24 protein-coding genes and 1 other annotated feature are annotated in these 21599 nt (G+C 56.5%); of the genes, 23 read left to right on the top strand and 1 reads right to left on the bottom strand.

The features are described from left to right. Positions 1-5 precede the first annotated feature (5 nt). From FE783_RS01665 to FE783_RS01560, 22 genes are all read left to right on the top strand, one after another. Entirely contained in the window at positions 6-248 is a 243-nt protein-coding gene (locus FE783_RS01665; RefSeq protein ID WP_138877565.1) for a DUF4321 domain-containing protein, read from the top strand. Between the two features lie 25 nt (positions 249-273). After that, the gene (locus FE783_RS01660) at positions 274-864 is read left to right on the top strand and encodes a Maf family protein (RefSeq protein ID WP_138877564.1); all 591 of its coding nucleotides are present in this window, start codon (positions 274-276) and stop codon (positions 862-864) included. 341 nt (positions 865-1205) lie between these two features. After that, positions 1206-1982: an MgtC/SapB family protein gene (locus FE783_RS01655; RefSeq protein ID WP_420799699.1), complete on the top strand. Its 777-nt coding sequence runs from the start codon at positions 1206-1208 to the stop codon at positions 1980-1982. 237 nt (positions 1983-2219) lie between these two features. Beyond that, a complete protein-coding gene (radC, locus tag FE783_RS01650; RefSeq protein ID WP_138877563.1) occupies positions 2220-2918 on the top strand; it encodes a RadC family protein in 699 nt (232 codons plus the stop codon). Between the two features lie 91 nt (positions 2919-3009). Further along, positions 3010-4047, top strand: coding sequence for a rod shape-determining protein (locus tag FE783_RS01645; protein WP_138877562.1), 1038 nt, complete (start codon positions 3010-3012; stop codon positions 4045-4047). A gap of 86 nt (positions 4048-4133) precedes the next feature. Next, on the top strand, positions 4134-4988 hold the full coding sequence (mreC, locus tag FE783_RS01640) for a rod shape-determining protein MreC (protein ID WP_138877561.1): 855 nt from the start codon (positions 4134-4136) through the stop codon (positions 4986-4988). 8 nt (positions 4989-4996) lie between these two features. Then, a complete protein-coding gene (gene mreD / locus FE783_RS01635; RefSeq protein WP_138877560.1) occupies positions 4997-5527 on the top strand; it encodes a rod shape-determining protein MreD in 531 nt (176 codons plus the stop codon). 69 nt (positions 5528-5596) lie between these two features. Further along, positions 5597-6262: a septum site-determining protein MinC gene (locus FE783_RS01630; protein ID WP_138877559.1), complete on the top strand. Its 666-nt coding sequence runs from the start codon at positions 5597-5599 to the stop codon at positions 6260-6262. A gap of 14 nt (positions 6263-6276) precedes the next feature. Further along, positions 6277-7071 carry a septum site-determining protein MinD gene (gene minD, locus FE783_RS01625; RefSeq protein WP_138877558.1) on the top strand — a complete coding sequence of 265 codons (795 nt, stop codon included), beginning with the start codon at positions 6277-6279 and terminating at the stop codon, positions 7069-7071. A 7-nt stretch (positions 7072-7078) separates the two neighbouring features. Continuing rightward, a complete protein-coding gene (locus tag FE783_RS01620; RefSeq protein WP_138877557.1) occupies positions 7079-8233 on the top strand; it encodes an FtsW/RodA/SpoVE family cell cycle protein in 1155 nt (384 codons plus the stop codon). A 300-nt stretch (positions 8234-8533) separates the two neighbouring features. Next, positions 8534-9490 (top strand): peptidoglycan DD-metalloendopeptidase family protein, encoded by a 957-nt coding sequence (locus FE783_RS01615; protein WP_138877556.1) that lies wholly within the window; start codon positions 8534-8536, stop codon positions 9488-9490. Continuing rightward, positions 9483-10364 (top strand): M50 family metallopeptidase, encoded by an 882-nt coding sequence (locus tag FE783_RS01610; protein WP_238402822.1) that lies wholly within the window; start codon positions 9483-9485, stop codon positions 10362-10364. Before FE783_RS01615 ends, FE783_RS01610 begins: the two co-directional genes overlap by 8 nt. 31 nt (positions 10365-10395) lie before the next feature. Then, positions 10396-11655: an Rne/Rng family ribonuclease gene (locus FE783_RS01605; RefSeq protein WP_138877555.1), complete on the top strand. Its 1260-nt coding sequence runs from the start codon at positions 10396-10398 to the stop codon at positions 11653-11655. 69 nt (positions 11656-11724) lie between these two features. After that, positions 11725-11824, top strand: a sequence feature (ribosomal protein L21 leader region). Positions 11825-11839: 15 nt separating this feature from the next. Continuing rightward, positions 11840-12151 carry a 50S ribosomal protein L21 gene (rplU, locus tag FE783_RS01600; RefSeq protein WP_138877554.1) on the top strand — a complete coding sequence of 104 codons (312 nt, stop codon included), beginning with the start codon at positions 11840-11842 and terminating at the stop codon, positions 12149-12151. Between the two features lie 16 nt (positions 12152-12167). Then, positions 12168-12497, top strand: coding sequence for a ribosomal-processing cysteine protease Prp (locus FE783_RS01595; RefSeq protein ID WP_138877553.1), 330 nt, complete (start codon positions 12168-12170; stop codon positions 12495-12497). A 20-nt stretch (positions 12498-12517) separates the two neighbouring features. Then, positions 12518-12832 (top strand): 50S ribosomal protein L27, encoded by a 315-nt coding sequence (rpmA, locus tag FE783_RS01590; RefSeq protein ID WP_138877552.1) that lies wholly within the window; start codon positions 12518-12520, stop codon positions 12830-12832. A gap of 91 nt (positions 12833-12923) precedes the next feature. Further along, positions 12924-13541, top strand: a complete 618-nt coding sequence (locus tag FE783_RS01585; RefSeq protein WP_138877551.1) for a Spo0B domain-containing protein — start codon at positions 12924-12926, stop codon at positions 13539-13541. 9 nt (positions 13542-13550) lie between these two features. After that, the gene (gene obgE / locus FE783_RS01580) at positions 13551-14858 is read left to right on the top strand and encodes a GTPase ObgE (protein ID WP_138877550.1); all 1308 of its coding nucleotides are present in this window, start codon (positions 13551-13553) and stop codon (positions 14856-14858) included. A gap of 193 nt (positions 14859-15051) precedes the next feature. After that, positions 15052-16557, top strand: coding sequence for a UDP-N-acetylmuramoyl-L-alanyl-D-glutamate--2,6-diaminopimelate ligase (locus FE783_RS01575; protein ID WP_138877549.1), 1506 nt, complete (start codon positions 15052-15054; stop codon positions 16555-16557). A 203-nt stretch (positions 16558-16760) separates the two neighbouring features. Then, positions 16761-17720 carry an acetylxylan esterase gene (locus tag FE783_RS01570; protein WP_138877548.1) on the top strand — a complete coding sequence of 320 codons (960 nt, stop codon included), beginning with the start codon at positions 16761-16763 and terminating at the stop codon, positions 17718-17720. 104 nt (positions 17721-17824) lie between these two features. Next, entirely contained in the window at positions 17825-18916 is a 1092-nt protein-coding gene (locus FE783_RS01565; RefSeq protein ID WP_138877547.1) for an alanine racemase, read from the top strand. A gap of 21 nt (positions 18917-18937) precedes the next feature. Beyond that, positions 18938-20107, top strand: coding sequence for a M20 family metallopeptidase (locus tag FE783_RS01560; protein ID WP_238402821.1), 1170 nt, complete (start codon positions 18938-18940; stop codon positions 20105-20107). 267 nt (positions 20108-20374) lie between these two features. Here FE783_RS01560 and FE783_RS01555 read toward each other — a convergent pair whose 3' ends face one another. Beyond that, on the bottom strand, positions 20375-20875 hold the full coding sequence (locus FE783_RS01555; protein ID WP_238402820.1) for an NUDIX domain-containing protein: 501 nt from the start codon (positions 20873-20875) through the stop codon (positions 20375-20377). Positions 20876-21070: 195 nt separating this feature from the next. Here FE783_RS01555 and FE783_RS01550 point away from each other — a divergent pair, with 195 nt between their 5' ends. Beyond that, positions 21071-21553, top strand: coding sequence for an ACT domain-containing protein (locus FE783_RS01550; RefSeq protein WP_202916107.1), 483 nt, complete (start codon positions 21071-21073; stop codon positions 21551-21553). Positions 21554-21599: the final 46 nt, after the last annotated feature.

Below are 21599 nucleotides of genomic sequence, written 5' to 3'. Positions count from 1 at the left end.
ATTCGATGAAAAAATCCGGGTTCATGCTCGTTCTGTTTTTGCTGCTTGGGCTGCTCGCCGCCGCTATCGTCACCCAGCTTCTGGCGCCCGTCTCGTGGCTTGGCTTCCTGACCAAATCGGCGCAAATTTCGTGGGAGCCCAAGGCGGATTTGAATGTGATCAAGTACGATTTGTTCATTCAGGTTAAACTGAATGTGATTAGCATTTTAGGAATTGTCGCAGCCATATGGATTTATCGGCGGATGTAGATCCGGGGAGGAAAAAGAGAGCATAATGACACAACCTACGCTTATATTGGCTTCGGGGTCGCCCAGACGGCAGGAGCTGATCCGTACGCTCGGGCTGCCGTTTACGATCGATCCGGCCGACGTCGATGAGACGATGCCGGAAGGCACGGCGCCGGACGTTCTGGTCGAGGAGCTGTCGCTTAGGAAGGCGCGCGCGGTGGCCGGCCGGGGCGGACATGAACGGGGAGGCATCGTCATCGGCTCCGATACGGTCGTCGTGCTGGATGGCCGCATATTGGGCAAGCCGCGGGACGAAGCGGACGCCTTCGATATGCTGAAGGCGATCGCGGGAAGGACTCATCAAGTGTATACGGGGATTACGTGCATCGACATAAGTGGCGAAACGGTGCTGACCCGTCATGAAGTATCGGATGTGACGATCAAGCCGCTCGACGACGATCGGATTCGTCGATACATAGCTACCGGCGAGCCCGCGGACAAGGCGGGGGCTTACGCGGTTCAAGGGATCGGCGCCTTGATCGTGAAGAGGATCGAAGGAGACTATTTCAATGTAGTAGGCATGTCGGTCCGTTTGCTTGGCGAGATGCTGGAAGAGATGGGCGTGCGGGTGCTTTAATCCGTGCGTTCTTTTTTTTGCGTGCACCCATGATATATTTGTTCACATGAAGGGCGAAAGCCTATTGACATTCGAAACGCAAGAGACCATAATGTTAAATAATTATTAAAGTTCTTGAAAGCGGTTAACGCCGCTTACAATCTAATAGGATGACCGGGTGGAGACGTTGAGATATCCCGATAGCCTATGAGTTGCATGTTTGGCATGCGCTTTAAGACAGGCATCCGGATGGTTCAACATTTTTTTATCGGAATTGAATTTTCTTATTCATTAAGCGAAATCAGTATCCGCAACCGGAACGTGCCGCTGACGCGCATGAACTAAGAGCTAAGGAAGTGCTGATGATGATTGATGAAAGCGTGTGGCATATTTCCCATCTCGATTTGACGTTGCGCATGGTATTGGCGGTCGTGCTCGGAGGGCTGATCGGGCTGGAGCGGGAATGGAGCAATCACGCCGCCGGATTTCGGACGCATATTCTGGTGTGCATCGGCTCGGCCTCGATCATGCTGTTGTCCATCTACGGTTTCTCCCAATTCGTAGCGGAGCCGAATGTAAGGACCGACCCGGCCCGTCTGGCGGCGCAGGTGATCAGCGGCATCGGATTTCTCGGTGCGGGCGCGATCATCCGCAACGGCTCGAGCATATCGGGACTGACGACGGCCGCTTCGGTATGGGTCGTGGCGGCCATCGGGCTGTCCGTAGGCGCAGGCTTCTATTACCCGGCGGTGCTTGCAACGTTTCTCGTGCTGGTCAGTTTGTTCCTGCTGAACAAGTGGGAGAAATATCTTCTGCGCAACCGCCGCAACCAGGATGTAGTCATGAAAATATACGACCGGCCGGGCACGCTCGGACGAATCGCGACGAAGTTCGGCGAGCAGGGCATCCAGATCAAAAATTTGGTCATGCAGTCCGCAAGCTCCGCTTTGACGGACCAGGAAGGAAGCGGTACGATGGAGCTCCGCTTTACGCTCAGAACGACGAGCACCGACAAGCTGCTGAGGGCGATCGAGGAAATATTGACGATTCCCGACGTAATCGGCTTGGAGTCGAACTCGATGCCGTCCGCCAAGCTGACCGCCGTATCCGGCGGGAGGTCGGCTTCCGGCCAAGGCTGAGCCGCTTCGAGAATACCCAGACTCGCCCAGGGCTGTTGAGAAAGTCAAAAAGAGAATGAAACAGTCCAAAAGAGGCCTTTCTCAACAACTTCAGCCCCCGGCGGCATGCCGGGGCTGTTTTTTTGCCCGGCGGACTTTATCGCCGATTTTTTTTCGAACCATTTCATATACAATAGAAGTAGGTGGTATAATGGATGGACAAGGATCGATCCCAATTTTGTCGAAAGAGGGAAAATGATGGAATGTTCCGCAACTTCCGCTTATACCATGCGCGATGTGCCGATGGAGGAACGGCCGCGCGAACGAATGCTTCGAGCCGGAGCGGGCGCGCTCAGCAATGCCGAGCTGCTCGCGATCCTGCTGAGGACCGGCACGATCAATGAATCCGCGGTCGCGCTGGCCCAACGGCTGCTGATTGAAGCGGGAGGTCTCAGGCGGCTCGTTGAAATGAACACCGAGCAATTGACGGCGCTGAAAGGAATCGGACATGCCAAGGCGCTGCAAGTACAAGCCGGCATCGAGCTGGGGAAAAGACTCGTCCGCACCGCCCAGCCGGAAACCGTAACGATACGGTCCCCTCACGACGTTTCCCTACTAATGATGGAAGATCTCCGCTATTTGCAGAAGGAACACTTCGTTTGCTTGTTCTTGAACACGAAAAATCACGTCATCGGACAGGAGACGCTGTCGATCGGCAGCTTGAACGCGTCGATCGTGCATCCGCGCGAGGTATTTCTCGCGGCTATCAAGCGGAGCAGCGCCTCCATTATTTGCGTGCACAATCATCCGAGCGGCGACCCGACGCCCAGCCCGGAAGATATCGATATTACGCGCAGGCTGGTCGAAGCCGGTTCCGTTATCGGCATCGATGTGCTCGATCATGTGATCATCGGCGACCTGACGAGCGTCAGTTTGAAGGAACTAGGGTTGATGTAATATAATGAAATGACGGACATCCGAACGTACGGTTTCTGAAAGTCGTGTACGCGGATATACGTTTTGGTTACGAAAGGAGATAAAGCAACTTATGTTCGGAAGCTTCTCGAAAGATTTGGGCATTGACCTGGGAACGGCCAATACGCTCGTATATGTGAAAGGTAAAGGAATAGTGGTCAGAGAGCCGTCCGTGGTTGCTCTGCGTACCGATACAAAGACGATCGAGGCGGTCGGAGACGCCGCCAAAAAAATGATCGGCCGCACGCCCGGCAACATTCGGGCCGTACGTCCAATGAAGGACGGAGTCATTGCGGATTTCGAAACGACGGCGACGATGATCAATTATTTTTTGCGTCAGGCGCAAAAGCAGCGGGTGCTGTTTCCGCGCAGGCCGAGCGTGATGGTATGCGTCCCTTGCGGCATTACCGCGGTGGAGAAGCGCGCCGTGGAGGATGCGACCAAACAAGCGGGCGCCCGCGAAGCGTATACGATTGAAGAGCCGTTTGCGGCCGCCATCGGCGCCGACTTGCCGGTATGGGAGCCGACGGGCAGCATGGTCGTCGATATCGGCGGAGGGACGACGGAAATAGCCGTCATCTCGCTCGGCGGTATCGTGACGAGCAATTCGATCCGTGTCGCCGGCGACGAGATGGACGAAGCCATCATGCAGTACATCAAAAAAACGTACAATTTGATGATCGGGGAGCGCACCTCCGAGCAGCTGAAGCTGGAGATCGGTTCCGCACAGCCGATGGAAGTGCCGAAGTCGATCGAAATCCGCGGCCGCGACCTCGTATCGGGCTTGCCGAAGACGATGTCCGTCACGTCCGACGAAATTACGGAAGCATTGGCCGATACGGTCAACAAAATCGTCGACGCCGTTAAGATTACGCTGGAAAGATGTCCGCCGGAGCTTGCCGCGGACATTATGGACCGGGGCATCGTGCTGACCGGCGGCGGCGCCTTGCTGCATAATCTGGACAAGCTTCTGGCCCGCGAGACCGGGATGCCGGTGCTTGTGGCGGAGAATCCGCTAGACTGTGTGGCGATCGGAACCGGACGTGCACTCGATAACATCCATCTGTTTAAATCGACGAGACCGGGTCAGGCCGCCAAGTCCATTCGCTAGACTCGCTACGACAGTGCCGGTAAGCCGCGACGCACGGAGAGGGTGCGCGGCAAGCGAACCGGACAGACCGTTGGAAGGTGTTCGCTTTGTTCAAATGGCTGGGGAATAAAAGGCTCATCGTCTTGATGGCGGGCGTCATCGTGTTCGTCGCCCTGATGGGCTTTACGTTTGGGGGCCGGGGCGCGATGTCCTGGCCGGAAGGGTTTTTGAAGGATACCGTCACTTACGTTCAAGGATGGTTGAACAAGCCCGCTCGCGCCGTAGCGGGCTTCTTTGAAGATGTGCGCCGGATTTCCGTATTGTACGAGGAGAATCGCCAGCTGAAGCTGTCTTTGACCCAATATGCGAAAGATACGGCCCGGCTGAACGATCTGGAGGCGCAAAACAAACGGCTGAAGGACCAGCTAGGTTTTACCGAGCGGCAGCAGCAGTCGAACAAGTACAAGTACCGCATTGCCGAGGTGTATGCTTCGAGCCCGGATCCGTTCAACAATACGATCGTGATCAATCTCGGGGAAAAGGACGGGATCAAGCCGAACATGGCGGTCATGTCCGTGGAAGGGCTGATCGGGAGAATCGTCGACGTATCCCCGTTCTACTCGAACGTTCAGCTTATAACCGATCTCGATTCCAGCAGCACCAAAGCTATCGCCGTTACGGTAAAAGGAAGAGAGAACGAATCGTTCGGCATAATGGAAGGATACGACCGGGAAAAAGGGATGCTCGTCATGAATAAAATTCCGAAGACGGACAATCTGACGGCGGGCGATGTCATCGTAACTTCCGGCGTCGGCCAATTGTTCCCGCGGGGCATCGAGATCGGCGAAGTCGTCTCGCGCGACGAAGGCGAATTCGGCATCACCCATACGGCACAGATCAAGCCGTTCGCTTCGTTCAATCATTTGCGCGAAGTGTTCGTCATTGAAGTGCCCGAGCTGTGAGGTGGAGCATGCGCCGTTACCGGATCTTTCTCGGATTGTTCATTCTGTTTCTGCTGGAAGGCACGATCTTCAGCTGGATTATTCCGCCCGTCTGGCAATCGACCGTACTCGTAGCGCCGCATCTTGTACTGGCGGGCGTCATCTTCATTGCCATTTACCGGAGCCGGTATCAAGGGCTCGTTTACGGACTTGCTTTCGGCCTATTGCAAGATTTTATTTACTATGGTCACGCTCTTGGCGTATATTCGTTCAGTATGGGGCTCGTCGGTTACTTGGTCGGTCTTGCGTTCCGTCCGTCGAGCCGCGGCATCTTTATCAGCCTGCTGGCCGCGATGCTCGGGTTTTTCGCCTACGATTCGCTCGTATACGGCATATACCGAGTCTTCTTGGGCGTGGTCCATATCGGATACGAATGGACGTTCCTGAACCAAATATTGCCCAGCATGCTGTTCAACGCGCTGATCGCGCTCCTGATCTACATGCCCGCGCGCAAATGGCTTGAAGACGCCGATGCGGACCGGGAGCCGGAAGAAAAATGACGTTCGGAAACGATCGGCAGGAGGCAGACCGGCTTTCGGAGAATTGTTAGGTAGGAGGATTTTGGGTCGATGGCGGAAACGAAGCACCTCGTTACGATAAAAGGAGTCAAAGAAGGACTCGTATTCGTGATCGACGATTCGTGTCCGTTTGCCGAAGCGTTGCAGGAGCTGGAACACAAGCTCGACAATACGCACCGGAACATATTGGCGGGACCGGTCGTTCATGTGCAGATCAAGCTGGGGAAACGAACGTCGAGCGATGAGGAAAAAGAAGCGATTAAAGAACTGATAGGCAAGAGCGGCAACTTGCTCGTGCAAAGCATCGAGTCGGACGAATCCGCGCAGGAAGCCCGTGCGCCGGTCCCGGAGAGGGTCACGGTATACAAAGGCATCATCCGTTCGGGGCAAACGGTTAAGCACGAAGGGCACCTGCTGTTTCTGGGGGATGTCAATCCGGGCGGGACGCTGCTGTGCACCGGGGATATTTTCGTGCTGGGAGCGCTGCGGGGGATGGCCCATGCCGGCTTGGGAGGGAACGAGCGCGCTCTTATCGCGGCGTCCTACATGCGCCCGACGCAGCTGCGCATCGCGGATGTCATCAGCCGTCCTCCCGACGAATGGGGAATCGAGGACGCTTCGATGGAGTTCGCCTACATCCGCGAAGGAAGCATGGAAATCGATAAAATCAACCAACTTCACCGGTTGCGGCCGGACCATCCGTTCGGCGGCATGTAAAGGAGATGAATCGCATGGGAGAGGCAATCGTCATTACTTCCGGCAAAGGGGGCGTCGGCAAAACGACGACTTCCGCCAATTTGGGCACTGCGCTGGCGCTGCTGGGCAAAAAAGTATGCATGGTTGATACCGACATCGGTTTGCGCAACTTGGACGTCGTGATGGGTCTCGAGAACAGGATCATCTACGACCTGGTCGACGTAGCCGAAGGCCGCTGCCGGCTGCAACAGGCGCTGATCAAAGACAAGCGGTTCGACGAGCTGTATATGCTCCCGGCCGCACAGACGAAGGACAAGCATTCCGTTTCCCCGGAAGCGGTGCGGGATATGGTGCTGGAGCTGAAGAAGGAGTACGAGTACGTCATCATCGACTGCCCGGCCGGCATCGAGCAGGGGTTCAAAAACGCGGTAGCCGGCGCCGACAAAGCGATCGTAGTAACGACGCCGGAACTGGCTGCGGTACGCGATGCGGACCGGATCATCGGTCTGCTCGAGCAGGAACGCGTTCACGGCCCGAAGCTGATCATCAATCGCGTGAAAGCTACGATGATGAAGAAGGGCGAAATGCTCGACATCGACGAGATCTGTTCGGTTCTGGCGATCGATCTGCTCGGCATCGTACCCGACGACGAAGCCGTCATCAAGTCGGCGAACAGCGGGGAGCCGACGGTCATGAACCCGAAATCCCGCGCGGCCATCGCCTACCGCAACATCGCGAGACGGATCTTGGGCGACACGGTACCGCTTATGCCGCTTGAAGAGAAGGTCGGCGTGATGGGGAAAATGAAGAAGCTATTCGGAATAGGATGAGACGAAGTTGCTGGACAAACTGAAAAAAACGGATTGGTCCATTGTCATCTTGATGGCGCTGTTCATGGGGATCAGCACGATCGTCGTACATAGCGCCACCGCTAACGACCCGTTGTTTCACGGAACGGACGTCAAAAACGTCATCAATTACTCCATAGGCTTCGTCGTATTGTTCGGCGCGATGCTGTTCGATTACCGGCTCCTAGTCAAGGGCGCCTGGTATTTGTATGCCATCGGAATATTGCTTCTCGTTGCGGTCTATTTATTCGGAGTGGAGAAAAACTCGGCCAAAAGCTGGTTCATCTTGCCGTTCGGCTTCAACTTTCAGCCTGCCGAATTGGTCAAGCTGCTGACGATCGTCGCGATTTCCGCCTTCTTGGGCAGGCGGGAAGGAGAGCCGCTGCGGTTTTGGCAGGAGGTCGTTCCGATCGGACTGATGGTGGCGCTCCCGGTCGGTCTTATCGTTATCCAGCCGGACCTCGGCAATGCGATCATTTTTCTCGTTATTCTCCTTGTCCTATACTGGATCGGCAATATCAAGTATACGCATGTGCTGATCGGCAGCGCGTTGATCGCGGGCTTCATCGCCTTATTCTTTTATTTGTTTCAGCTGTATTACGACCCGGCTGTGCAGTATTTGAAGGACAACGATAAGGGAGAATGGGTGCATCGGATCAACCGGATTCATACGTTCATCGATCCGGAATCCGCTTCGGCCGACGCCAAGTATCAAGTGCATAACTCGATGCGGGCGATCGGCTCCGGCGGTTTGACTGGAGAAACCTATATGAACGGGGACTCCATTCAGAAAGGCTTTATCCCGCTGCCGTATTCGGACTCGATCTTCGTCGTAATCGGCGAGGAATTCGGCTTTATCGGTTCGTCGGTGCTGCTGCTGCTCTACTTCCTGCTCATTTACAGGATGATTTACATCTCGATTCAAAGTCAGAACCGGACGGGCGCGTATATTATCATCGGGATCGTCTCGATGTACGTCTTCCAGGTGTTCGAGAACATCGGCATGATGATCGGCATTATGCCGCTTACGGGCATTACGCTGCCGTTCGTCAGCTATGGCGGGTCCTCCGTTCTGATCAACATGATGGCCATCGGCATCGTCCTGAGCATCCATGTGCATCAGGAGCAGAAGTCGCTTTATTAATGAACTTTAACGGGATAACGGGCGGTGCTTCCGTTAAAGTTCTTAAACGGGCATACGGAACGTTCCTTGACGGGAACGTTTTTTTGTTTACCCCCAAATGTGAAGCGAATCTTCGAAGCCTATTCCTACTACTTTAGGGGGAGCCTCCTATTTTTTTCGCCGAAGCAACCTACTGACGCATAAACCGCGTTGCCGGCGCGGCCGGACCGGTGTTCTACCTCTTGGCGGGCTTTCATAAGATGTAGGGAAAAGCCTGTCTGCATCCTCCGAGTGGGCGAGGCGATTGAGGGGGAACCACAAATGGAAGTGAAATCGAACGTGCGCCAGCGACGTATGGATCGCATGAAACAAATAATCGCATCCGAGCAAGGGGAACACCGAAGCGACGTTAGACCTGTTCGGAGCGGCGGGAGCCGTGCCCAAGGTCCAGCAAAGACAAGCTACGGATGGACGCAGGATAACGAATACGGGAAAACGGAACGCGAGCGAGGTGTCCGGGAAGAAGAACCGCAGCGCATCGATTACAGCCGGGAGGACCCCGAATATGTATGGAAGCGTCAAGAAAGGGAACGGTGGTCGTCGTTCGAACGGGCGCCCGGCCCGGCTTCCGACGGTTGGATGGAGAGCGGGGGACTGAAGCCCCCGACCGTACGTCAAATATGGATCAAGCTGGGGATTAGCGCCGTGCTGTTCGCCGGTATATGGGGCATGTTCCGAATCGACCATCCGATGGCCGACCAGGGACGGCAGTGGGTGAAGGCCGCACTTACCGAGGATTACGATTTCTCGGCGGTGGCGGCTTGGTACGAGCGCGAGTTCGGCGGCTTGCCCGCTTTTCTTCCGTCGCTTAGAGCCAAGGCGGACCCGGAAGCGCAGAAGGCGAGCTCGCCGTCGCTGCAGCGGCTGTATTCCCCCGTTCGCGGCAAAGTGGTCGGTGCGGCTGCGAACGGAGATCCGGGCGTTACGATCCGGACGGAGCCCGAGGCTGCGGTTGCTGCACTCGATACGGGAAGAGTCGTTTCGGTCAGTACGGCAACGGACAAGGCTACGGTCGTCGTCATCCAGCACGCGGGCGGCCTGCAATCGACATATGGCTGGTTAAAGGGAACATCGCTCAAACCGAACGACTGGGTCAAGGGAGGGGAGACGATCGGGAGCGTGACGACAGACGCCGCGGGCGGAGCGGGCAAGCTGTACGTAGCGGTCAAGAAAGATAACCAATACGTCAATCCTGCAGAAGTGGTATCCTTTGATTAAATGGCGAGGTATCATTTTCCGGCTTCATCCGCTGTTCTCGCTTATGATGCTGGTTTCGGTGGCGACCGGATTTTTCGCCGAGCTGCTGACGCTGTTCGTGATCGTGCTGATCCATGAGTTCGGACATGTCGTCGCGGCCCGAAGCTTCGGCTGGAACGTCATCCGCGTGGAGCTGCTCCCGTTCGGCGGAGTGGCCGAGACGGAAGACGGAGGGCGCTCCAGTTCGTTTCAGGAAGCGGCCGTCGCGCTTGCAGGACCGCTGCAAAACGGCTGGATGGCGTTGTTTGCCGTCGGGATGGGACGTCTCGGCATCTGGGACTCGGGCTGGTGCGACTACTTTATAACCGCGAACACGATGATCGGACTTTTCAATCTGCTGCCCGTGCTTCCGCTGGACGGCGGCAAAGTGATGCAGGCGCTCATGAGCCGCTGGCTCCCGTATTACCGGACGCTCATGCTGTGCAGTCTGATCAGTCTGCTGCTTGCGGCCGCCCTCGCGCTAGCCGCCTTGCTCGGAATCCGTTCCGGCGGCATTCATCTCAATCTGCTGGTCATTGCGCTGTTTCTCCTCTATTCGAACTGGTACTCGTACCGGAACGCCTCATTCCAATTCATGCGCTTTCTAATGAACCGGGAGCCCTTGATGGAGCGTCTAATTCATAAAGGGACGCTGGCGCAGCCGATCGTCATATACCGCCACCGCAAAATCGCCGAAATCGTCCGTCTGTTCATGAGGGACAAATACCATCTCGTCTATATTTTGAACGAGGGGGGGCGCATTCAGGCCGTTTTGCCGGAGCAAAGATTATTGTACGCATATTTTCAGTTAAACCGGCCGGGAAGTGCCGTTTCCGACGTTTTCGTGTTAGAATAGAAGGGTTACATGGTGAGGTGGTGAGAGTTATTTGAAACAGATTATCGTTCATTGCCGGGACTCGCTGACGCAAGTGGCGCTTTTGGAGGACCGGGTACTGACCGAGTTTTATGCGGAACGGCCGGCGGAGAAGCAGCTGGTCGGAAGCGTATATAACGGGAAGGTGGTCAACGTGCTGCCGGGCATGCAGGCCGCTTTTGTCGATATCGGGCTGGATAAAAACGCGTTTCTGTACGTCGACGATCTGCTTCCGGCGCATTTGGATAAAATACCGGCCGTCAAGCCTTCCATCTCCGACCTTGTAAAGCCGGGGCAGGAGCTGCTCGTGCAGGTGACCAAAGAGCCGTTCGGCACGAAGGGGGCGAGAATTACGACCCATTTCTCGCTTCCGGGACGGTGGATCGTATTCATGCCGAATGCCGATTACGTCGGGGTATCCCGCAAAATCGGCTCGGAGCAGGAGCGCTCGAGGCTGAAGGACATCGCCGAGAAGGTGCGCAAGCCCGGCGAAGGACTTATCATACGTACTGTTGCGGAGAAGGAAACGCTGGAGGCGCTGGAGCGCGATTTCAACGTCATGCGCAGCGACTGGAACAGTGTCCTGCGGCGGGCGGAAACTTCCGGAGCCCCCGCGCTGCTGTACCGCGAGCCCGGCGTCCTGGATCGGGTCGTCCGCGATGCTTTCACCGATCGCGTGGACGAGCTCGTCATCGACGATCCGGTCCGCGGAGAGGTGCTTGTGAACCGCGTTCGGGAAATGTCCGAGGAGCTTGCCGGGCGCATCCACATCTATAGGGGACGCGAGAACGTCCTGCTCGCCTATCGGGTGCGCGAGCAGCTGGACAGGGCGATGAAACGGAAAGTATGGCTGAAGAGCGGCGGCTATCTCGTGCTCGATCGGACGGAAGCGTTAACGGTCATCGACGTGAATACCGGCAAATTTACCGGAACGGACGATCCGGAAGCGACCGTCTTCATGACGAACGCCGAGGCTGCGGACGAGATTGCGAGGCTGCTCCGGCTGCGCGATATAGGCGGCATCGTGCTCGTCGATTTCATCGATATGACGTCGGACAAGCATCGCGCCGAAGTGGCCGACCGGCTCGAGGAAGCGTTCCGGAATGACCGGACGAAAACGTACGCGGTCGGCTGGACGAAGCTCGGACTCATGGAAATTACCCGCAAAAAGGCGCGGGAAAGCTTGGACGACTCGATCCTTGCCGTCTGCAACGTCTGCGGCGGCTCGGGCAAAGTTCCGGTCGAGCGTCCGGCTCCTCATCGGCGGAAATGACCGGCGGATCAATCTCTTGTTGCTTCGCGAAGCGGGCTGTGGTAGAATACTTAGGTATGTGCGCATGAGCACATGCTGTAACCGCACGAGTCGGGTATTTCGGAAAGCGCGATTCGGTCGTCGCAATCGTCGGCCGCGCCACCTGGACAAGGCGAGTCTTAAGACATGAGGAGGTGCGCAAACTATGTACGCTATTATTGAAACAGGCGGCAAGCAATACAAAGTACAAGCCGGAGACGCGATCTACGTTGAGAAACTGGAAGCGGGCGAAGGCGACGTCGTAACGTTTGACAAAGTATTGGTTGTATCGAAGGAAGACGGCTTGGTAGCCGGTACACCGCTCGTAGCGGGAGCATCCGTTTCCGGTAAAGTGGAGAAGCACGGCAAAGGCGAGAAAATCATCGTGTTCAAGTACAAAGCGAAGAAAAACTATCGCCGCAAGCAAGGTCACCGTCAACCGTACACAAAAGTGATCATCGACAGCATCCAAGCGTAAAGGATGTCTTGAGGCAATGATCCGGGTGAACATCGAACGAAACCGCGACCGCGGAACGATCGAAGCTTTTACGGTAACCGGTCACGCTTTTTACGGCAAGCCGGGGCACGATATCGTATGCGCCGGGGTATCCGCCGTAACGGTCGGCACGGTGAATGCCGTCGAGAAATTGACGGGTGTAGAGCTTCCGAACGAAATGCGGGAAGGGTTGTTGAAAGTCCGGATCCCCGAGGAGACGGACGAAGGCAAATCCGTTCAAATTCAGCTGCTTCTCGAATCGATGGTCGTTATGATCGAGTCGATCGAGGACGCGTACGGCAAATATATCGTTTTACGACAAACTTGACAAGAAGGAGGTTGACTCCCATGTTGAAACTGAATCTTCAGTTGTTCGCCTCGAAAAAAGGGGTAGGTTCCACAAAGAACGGCCGCGACAGCATCGCGAAGCGTCTTGGCGCGAAACGTGCCGACGGCCAAACGGTATCGGCGGGCAGCATTCTCGTTCGCCAACGCGGAACGAAAATCCATCCGGGCACGAACGTAGGCCGCGGAACGGACGACACGCTCTTCGCCAAAATCGAAGGCGTCGTGAAGTTCGAGCGCTTGGGACGCGACCGCAAGAAAGTGAGCGTTTATCCTGTGGAAAGCGCTCCGGTTGCAGCAGCATCGGAAATCGTATGATCGCAAGCCTCCGGTCGAACGGGACCGGGGGTTTTTATTTTGGAGACGCCATGCTATACTGTGGGTATGTTGACGTGAACGGGGAATTGGAATGAAACCAAACGCCAGACGATACGATTCGGATCAAGCGGACGGGCTACTTGGCGGACAAGAAGAGCTGTTCGTGCAGACGATCAATCATCTCCGACATGACTGGATGAATGACATTCAAGTGCTGTACGGCTACTTGAAGTTGAAAAAATATGATAAAATGCACGACTATATGGAAACACTGAAAGATAAGATGTTCCGTGAAAGCGGGATTTCCAAGCTGGGAATTCCCGCTCTGATCGTCTACTTGCAATCGTTCAAAGTCCGCTGCCGGTCGATCCGGCTCGACGTCGAGCTTAGTCCCGAACTTCAATTGCCGGGGCTTCCGGTCGATGCCCAGGCGGTAACGAATACGGTCATTGCGGTCATCGAATCGTTCGTGGAACATGCGGAAGTGCCGGCGGACGGGGAGCCTAACGAATTGCTGTTGAGACTGAGCGCACAGGACCGGGTTCTGGCAATCGGTTTCCAATATGACGGCAGCTACGACAGCTCCGGCTTGAAGCGGAAGCTGGGCGGCTTGCCGGGCTCGTCCGGCAACGGTCTGCAGTTCGCAAGCGAAGCTACATACGACGAGGACGGAGCGGTTATCGACATATACATGCCGCTCGGCGGATAGAGGTGCACCATGTTTTTGGATAAAGCGAAAATATATGTAAAGGGCGGCGACGGCGGCGACGGAATCGTCTCGTTCAAGCGCGAGCTGTACGTGCCTGAGGGCGGACCGGCCGGCGGCGACGGCGGCAAAGGCGGTGACCTTATATTCCGCGTGGACGAAGGTCTCCGTACGCTGGTCGATTTCCGGTATCAGAAGCACTTCAAGGCGCCCCGGGGCGAGAGGGGCAAGACGAAGGGCATGCACGGAGCCAAAGCGGAAGATATGATCGTGCGTGTTCCGCCCGGAACCGTCGTCATTGACGACGATACACAGGAAATCGTCGCCGACTTAACCCGGCAAGGCCAGGAAGTCGTAGTGGCGCGCGGAGGCCGGGGAGGCCGGGGCAACATGCGCTTCGCCACCGCGCGGAATCCGGCGCCTCACCTGTCGGAGAACGGGGAGGAAGGCCAGGAGCGCTGGATCGTGCTGGAGCTGAAGGTGATGGCGGACGTCGGACTGGTCGGATTTCCGAGCGTAGGCAAATCTACGCTTCTGTCGGTCGTATCCGCCGCACAGCCGAAGATCGGAGCGTATCATTTTACGACGATTACTCCGAATCTTGGCGTCGTGGATGTCGGGGAAGGCCGCAGCTTCGTTATGGCCGATTTGCCGGGATTGATCGAGGGCGCACACGAAGGCGTAGGGCTTGGTCATGAGTTTTTGCGTCATGTGGAACGGACCCGGATTATTGTCCATGTGATCGACATGGCGGCGACGGAGGAGCGCGATCCGTACGACGATTTTGTGAAAATCAACGAAGAATTGCGTCTGTACAACGCCAAGCTGGCCGACCGCCCGCAGATCGTGGCCGCGAACAAGATGGACATGCCCGGCGCGGAAGAGAATCTTCAGCAATTCCGCGAACGGTTAAAGCAGGACGGGCGCGACGATATCGAAATATTCCCGATCTCGGCCATGGCGCGCAAGGGCGTGCAGGAGCTGCTGTACCGGGCGGCCGATTTGCTCGAGCAAATTCCGGAAATGCCGCTTGTCGAGGAAGTCGTCGACTTGTCGGAAAGAAAAATATACAAGTTCGAGAAAGAGGAAGACGACAACGAGTTCACGATCCGTCGGGAAAACGATACGTTTATCGTCGAATGCATCGGGATCGAAAGAATGCTGAAGCGCATGAATTTGAACTCTTACGACGGCTTGCTGCGATTCGGTCAGGCGATCCGCAAGTCGGGCATCGAGAACGCCCTGCGCCAAAGAGGGGCGAAGGACGGTCATATGGTGCAAATCGGCGATTTCGAGTTCGAATTCGTCGAGCAGGAATAACGGCAGCCAACCTATGCACAGCGGCTCGAAGCCTATCCGCAGGCTTTCGGGCTTTTTTGCGTACAATGCCAACCGAAGGACTAACTGATAATTGGCTGATATTCCCGTAAAGTCGGTAGTTTGCCTGCCGTTTCTCGAATAAGATAGTAGCAGGAAGGATCATTTCCGTTACGAGAGAACGAAGGGGTGGACTATGAAACTGCGGGAATTGGCCGAATTGCTTACAATCGCCCGAACGGCCGGGGATTTGGACGTCGAGATCGCCGGATTGTCGATGCATACGGGCACTCTGAAGCCCGGCGAGCTTTTTGTGTGCGTATCGGGAATAGCCGGCTTTCAGGAAGACCGGCACCGGTTTGCCGAAGAGGCGGTACGGGCGGGAGCCGCGGCTCTTGTCGTGGAGCGCGACATCGGTCTTGACGTGCCGACGGTTCTGGTGCCGGACGCGCGATACGCGATGGCGGTCATGGCCTGCCATTACTACGGGTACCCGAGCGCGGACTTGAAGCTGATCGGACTTACCGGAACGAACGGCAAGACGACGACGGCCCATATGATCGAAGCGGTATTCGCTCACGCCGGTTGCCGCACCGGATTAATGGGCAACATCGGGACGAGAATCGGCGGAGTAACGGTGGAGACGGATCTGATCAATACGAAGGAGCCTCACAAGCTTCAAGCAAGCCTGAGCAATATGAGAGCGCACCGGACAGAATACGGCATCATGGAAGTGACGTCCCAGGGGCTGGACATGGGACGCGTGCTCGGCTGCGAATTCCGGACGGCCGTCTTTACAAATTTGACGCAGGATCATCTGAATTATCATGGTACGATGGACAAATACAGGGAAGCGAAGGGGTTGTTCTTCTCCAGACTGGGCAACGGCTTCTCTCCCGATCCGGGAAAACGCAAATTCGCGGTTCTGAATGCGGACGATCCGGCTTCGGACTATTTCCGGAAAATAACGCCGGCCCAAGTGATTACATACGGGGTAAACGAGGATGCCGACGTTATGGCGAAAAGTATCGCGCTGACGGCTCAAGGCACCCGATTCGAGCTTGTTACGTTTGCTGGGGCGCGGCCGTTGAACTTGCGGATGGTCGGAGCGTTCAACGTCTACAATGCCCTGGCCGCCATTGCGTGCGCGCTGGTTGAACGCATCCCGCTCGAAACGATTTGCGAAGCGCTAGAGCAGTTGAACGGCGTCCCCGGAAGGATGGAAATCGTCGACGAAGGGCAAAATTTCCTCGTCCTGGTCGATTACGCCCATACGCCGGACGGGTTGGACAACGCTCTCGCCGCGGTGAAGCAGTTCGCGGGAGCCAATCTCATCACCGTATTCGGCTGCGGAGGGGACAGAGACCGGGCGAAACGGCCGGTCATGGGAAGATTGGCCGCCCAGTACAGCGATTATGTCGTAGCGACTTCGGATAATCCGCGTTGGGAGAATCCGGAAGCCATCCTTGAAGACATTCGGCAGGGGCTGGAGGAAGAGGCGGATGAATCGCGGTATGAGCTCATCCCGGACCGGAGGGAAGCTATTGCCAAAGCGATAGAACGCGCATTGCCCGGAGACATCGTTTTAATCGCCGGCAAGGGGCATGAGACGTATCAGATCGTTCAGGATGGGACCGTTCATTTCGACGACCGCGAGGAAGCGAGGCAGGCAATTCGCCGAAAAGCGACCAGCGGTTCGTAGCGAGACGCGTCTTGCGCGATAAGCTTCGACGAATTGCCGCTTCATAGCGAAGCCCCACTTTGTGGGGTTATTTTTGTATGTTCGCCCAAAGGTTCCTATGATAAACTGATTCTGATTCCATGCAGCCATCCATAAAGCTTTTCATGCACGTATTCCGGGGTCAATTGGAGGAGCTTCAACAATTAGTGAGAAGGATGATGAACATGCCGCAATTGGATATGCCGCTTGCGAAGCTGCAGCAATATGAAGGACGTACGCCCCGTCCGCACGATTTCGACGAATATTGGGAGAAGGCGCTGGAAGAAATGCGGGCAACCGATCCGGCCGTCGAGCTGGTGCCGGCTCCGATCTCGGTTCCTTATGCCGAGCTGTACGATCTGTACTTTACCGGCGTAAAGGGTGCGCGGGTGCATGCCAAATATTTGAAGCCGAAAGGTTTACAAAAGCCAGGGCCCGCACTGCTGCAATTTCACGGCTACTCCGGCAGCTCGGGAGACTGGTTCGACAAGCTGCCGTATGCGGCGCTCGGCTACACGGTCGTTTCGATGGATTGCCGCGGACAAGGGGGCAAGTCGGAAGATGTCGGCGGCGTGTTCGGCAATACGCTGCGCGGCCATATTATCCGGGGCTTGGACGATTCTCCGGAGCAGCTGCTGTTCCGTCACATTTTTCTCGATACGGCACAGCTCGCTTCGATCGTGATGAGCTTCCCCGACGTCGATCCCGGCCGGGTAGGCGCGTACGGAGGATCGCAGGGCGGAGCGTTGACCGTCGCCTGCGCCGCGCTCGAGCCCCGGATTAAGAAGGCCGCGTCGCTTTATCCGTTTCTAAGCGACTATAAGCGGGTATGGGAGATGGATTTGGCCAAGGACGCTTACGAGGAGCTGCGAATTTACTTCCGCCTGTTCGATCCTCAGCATAAGCGCGAGGACGAAGTGTTCACCCGGCTCGGCTACATCGACATTCAAAACTTGGCTCCGCGCATCAAGGCGGAAATGTTGTTCGGAATCGGTCTGATGGATTCCGTTTGCCCGCCTTCGACGCAGTTTGCCGCGATCAATAAAATAACCGCCCCGAAAACGCTGGAAATATATCCGGACTTCGGGCACGAAGGACTTCCTGGCATGCAGGATAAAATCATGCAGTTCTTTATGGATCTGTAATCGGCCGGTCCCGCTTCACTGCAACCCGAGTGGACGGGATCTTTCTATTGGATCGGAAAGCGAAATCGAGCATCCCGTTATCCGGGAAGAAGAAGGTGAGTCTAATGTACGAACAACTTGCAACGCCGGCCGTTATCGTGGATTTGAACATCGCGGAGTCGAACATCGGTCGGATGGCGGCAGCTTTGCGCGCTCGCGGTATTCGTCACCGTCCGCATATCAAGTCGCACAAATCGGTCGATTTGGCCCGCAAACAGATGGAGGCCGGCGCTATCGGCATCACGGTGGCCAAGCTGTCCGAGGCGGAAGTTTTTGTCCGGGGCGGCATTGACGACATATTGGTCGCGTATCCAATTGTAGGGCGGGACAAGCTGGACCGCTTCGCCCGGCTGCACGAGCAGGCACGTATGGTCGCTACGGTGGACAGTTTGGCCGTAGCCGAGGGGTTATCCGAAGTGGGCATGAGGATGCAGAAGCCCGTTGACGTTCTGATCGAGATCGACGGAGGACTTCATCGTGGCGGCGTACAGCCGGGACAAGATGCCCTCGACTTCGCGCGCTCCATTCGCGGCTTGCCGGGATTGCGCATTCGCGGGATTATGGGATACTTCGGCACGATCTATCGTCATCCGAACGGGCCGGAACTTGTCGAAGCGGCAAAACGCGAGGCGAGTGTCGTGCGCGCTACGGCGGAGCTTCTGCGAAGCGACGGCTTCGACATCGAAATCGTCAGCTCGGGCAGTTCGCCCGCCGCCCTAATGGCGGAGCATTTGGACAGGGTAACGGAAGTTCGCGCCGGCAACTATATTTTCTTCGATGCGTCCGGTATCGGGCTCGGACTTGCTGAGGAACGGGACTGCGCCTTGCGGGTGATCGCCACCGTCGTAAGCGCGCCGCTCCCGGGCAAGGCGACGATCGATGCGGGGACGAAAACGCTGACGAGCGACAAGGCGCATAGGCGGGAAGGATTCGGCTGCGTAGTCGGCAGGCCGGATATCCGGATCGTCGGCCTGAACGAAGAGCACGGATTCCTGGAATACGATCCCGCAACGGTACGGCTGCAGGTCGGAGACCGTATCGAAATCATCCCGAATCATTCGTGCGTCGTTCCGAATTTGGCTCCCGTAGTTACCGGCATACGCAATGGGCAAATCGTCGGGGCGATCCCGATCGATGCGCGCGGCTGCAATTATTGATCGCATTTCGGAGGCGAGATTATGGGCATGAACGTAAATAAAGATCGGATTGCCGAGGTGCTGGGGCAGCTGGTGTCCATCCCCAGCGTGAATCCGGGCTTCCCCGGCGGCATGGGGGAGGAAGGCGTCGCCGACTACGTGTCCCGCTTCTTCCAAAGGCTCGGACTGGAGCGGATCGAGCAGCAGGTGGAACCCGGCAGGAGGAACGTGATCGGGATATTGCCCGGATCGGGCCCGGGGGCTTTACTGCTGGAAGCTCATATGGATACGGTTCAAACGGAAGGAATGACGATCGATCCGTTCGGAGCGGATATTCGCGACGGACGTCTTTACGGGAGAGGGGCTTGCGACACGAAAGCGTCGCTTGCGTCGATGCTTGTCGCGATCGAAACTTTGGCGACACGCGGCATCGTCCCCCCGGTCAGCGTTCATTTGGCGGCTGTCGTCGACGAAGAGATTACTTACAAAGGGGTGACGGCGGTTGCGGACGAAATTGCGGCCGGGCGGCTCCGGTACGATGCCGCCATCGTAGGCGAGCCGACTCGGCTCGATATCATCGTCGCGCACAAAGGGTGCGTCCGCTTCCATATCGATGCGGTAGGAATCGCCTGCCACAGCTCCACCCCCCATCTGGGCGCCAATGCGATCGAAGGGATGCTTGAGGCGATCGATTATCTGAAGCGGGAAGCGGAGCTGCATTACCCGAAAGCGGCTCATCCGCTTGTCGGAAGTCCTACCCATTGCGTCAGCATGATCCAGGGAGGCATCGCTCCGAACACGGTGCCGGAATCGTGCCGGATCATGATCGACAGGCGAACCGTTCCAGGCGAGGAGCCGATGGAAGTGTGGCGGAACATGAAGGAGCGGGTGGAGCCGCTGCAGTCGTCCGTTCCCGGCGTACGGTATGTCGTAAGGGAGCCTTTCCTGATCGACTATGCGATGGAGGTCAAGGTAGACGAGCCGATCGTAGGTTGTTTGCAGCGTTCGAGAGATGAGCGCGCCGACGGGAGACGGATAATCGGGGCCACGTACGGCAGCGACGCAAGCAAGCTGGTTCGTGTAGGGGTTCCGGCGGTCGTTTTCGGCCCGGGAAATTTGGAGCAGGCGCATACGAAGGACGAGTGGGTCGATCTCGACGAGGTGGCGACCGCTTCGAACATCATCGTCCAAACGATCTTAACTTACAAATGAGCCAATAAGGGATGCTTGCACCTCTTCTTGCAGCCGCTTAGGGCTTTCTTGGCAAAATAAGAGTGGTTTGCAGCTCTTATTTGGAGCATACCGGGTACAAAAAGCCGGCAGCTATCCAAATAGCGGCTGCAAACCACTCACCCTGTAAATTCACTGAATTTACAGTTATTCCGTATGTCTTCACGGACATAAGCATCTATTTCGTACGAAAATGGTAATATCCTCATAATAAGAGCTGCAAGCAGCTCTTATTCCTGGAAAGCAGCGTTAATAATTAGGATCGGTAAGCGGCAGCCAGTCGACGCGCGGCCGATCGGTCGAAGGGTCGAGGCTGGCAATGCCGGCCCAGGCATGCTCGCGCGGTCCTTCGCGGAAATAATGCTCCAGCGTCATCCGGAAAATATAAGGGATTTCGCGGTCCAGCACTTCGGCGACGGGGATCCAATACAGCTTGCCTTCGTCGGAATCGACGAAGTCCTTTCGAGTCGCGATGCCGCTGTAAATAAACTGCTGGCGCAGCTCCCCATCCTTGTTGCGGAGCAAAATATAGCGCAGCGTCAGCTCTTTGATATCGTCCGAGGCAAAGCCGGTCTCCTCGTATATTTCGCGCAAACACGCATCGCGGGGACGGCTCAGCTCGTCGGGCTCCAAATGCCCGCCTACAGCGGCCCACATCCCGGGGTTCAACGTACGCTTCATCGAGCGCTTCATCATCAGCAGCTCGTCGCCGTGAAACAGCATGGCGGCGGCCATCATGCGGCATTTCATGGTCGTTTCCTCCACTGGCGAAGAGGGCGGCGGCGCCTCTTCGATCATGCTAAACATCTTAGCACGACCGGGTTCGAGCCGCAACCGGCGGCCGGCGTGAAAGTTTTTCATCTTGCCTATTGCCGCATCGCTGCGATTTCGGTATAATGTCCACTATGTAGAAACAACAGTCTTTACGGAGAGGACGAATCGCCTGTGGAACACGACACGAGCGTGAACGATTCCAAGGAAAACGGCACGGAACGTTATTTTTTGGTCCGTGAGGATATTTTGCCGGAGGCGGTCGTGAAGACGATGCAGGCGAAGGAGCTGCTAGCCAGAGGGGAAGCTAAGACCGTTCACGAGGCGGTCGAGGCGGTCGGCATCAGCCGGAGCGCTTTCTATAAGTACAAAGACGGCATTCATCCGCTGAACAAGCTGGAGCGGGAGCGGCTCGTCACCTTATCGATGGATTTGGAGCATCGTTCCGGCATATTGTCGCGGGTGCTGGCCGTCATTGCCGGTTTGGAAGGCAACGTGCTGACGATTCACCAGACGATCCCTCTGCAAGGAATGGCCAACGTCGTGCTTTCGGTCGACACCACGCATATGGGTGCGAGCAATGCAGCTCGGCTTATGGATGTCATTCGTCACCAGGACGGCGTCCGGAAAGCGTCCATAATAGGACAAGGCTCATAAGGCGTATTCGCATAGCATACTAAACAGAGCTACAGATCAGGAGGAG

The organism is Paenibacillus mesophilus (assembly GCF_005938385.1).
Taxonomy (GTDB): Bacteria; Bacillota; Bacilli; order Paenibacillales; family NBRC-103111; genus Paenibacillus_AB; species Paenibacillus_AB mesophilus.
The sequence above is the reverse complement of the archived record's forward strand: the minus strand, read 5'-3'. Positions and strand labels throughout refer to the sequence as shown.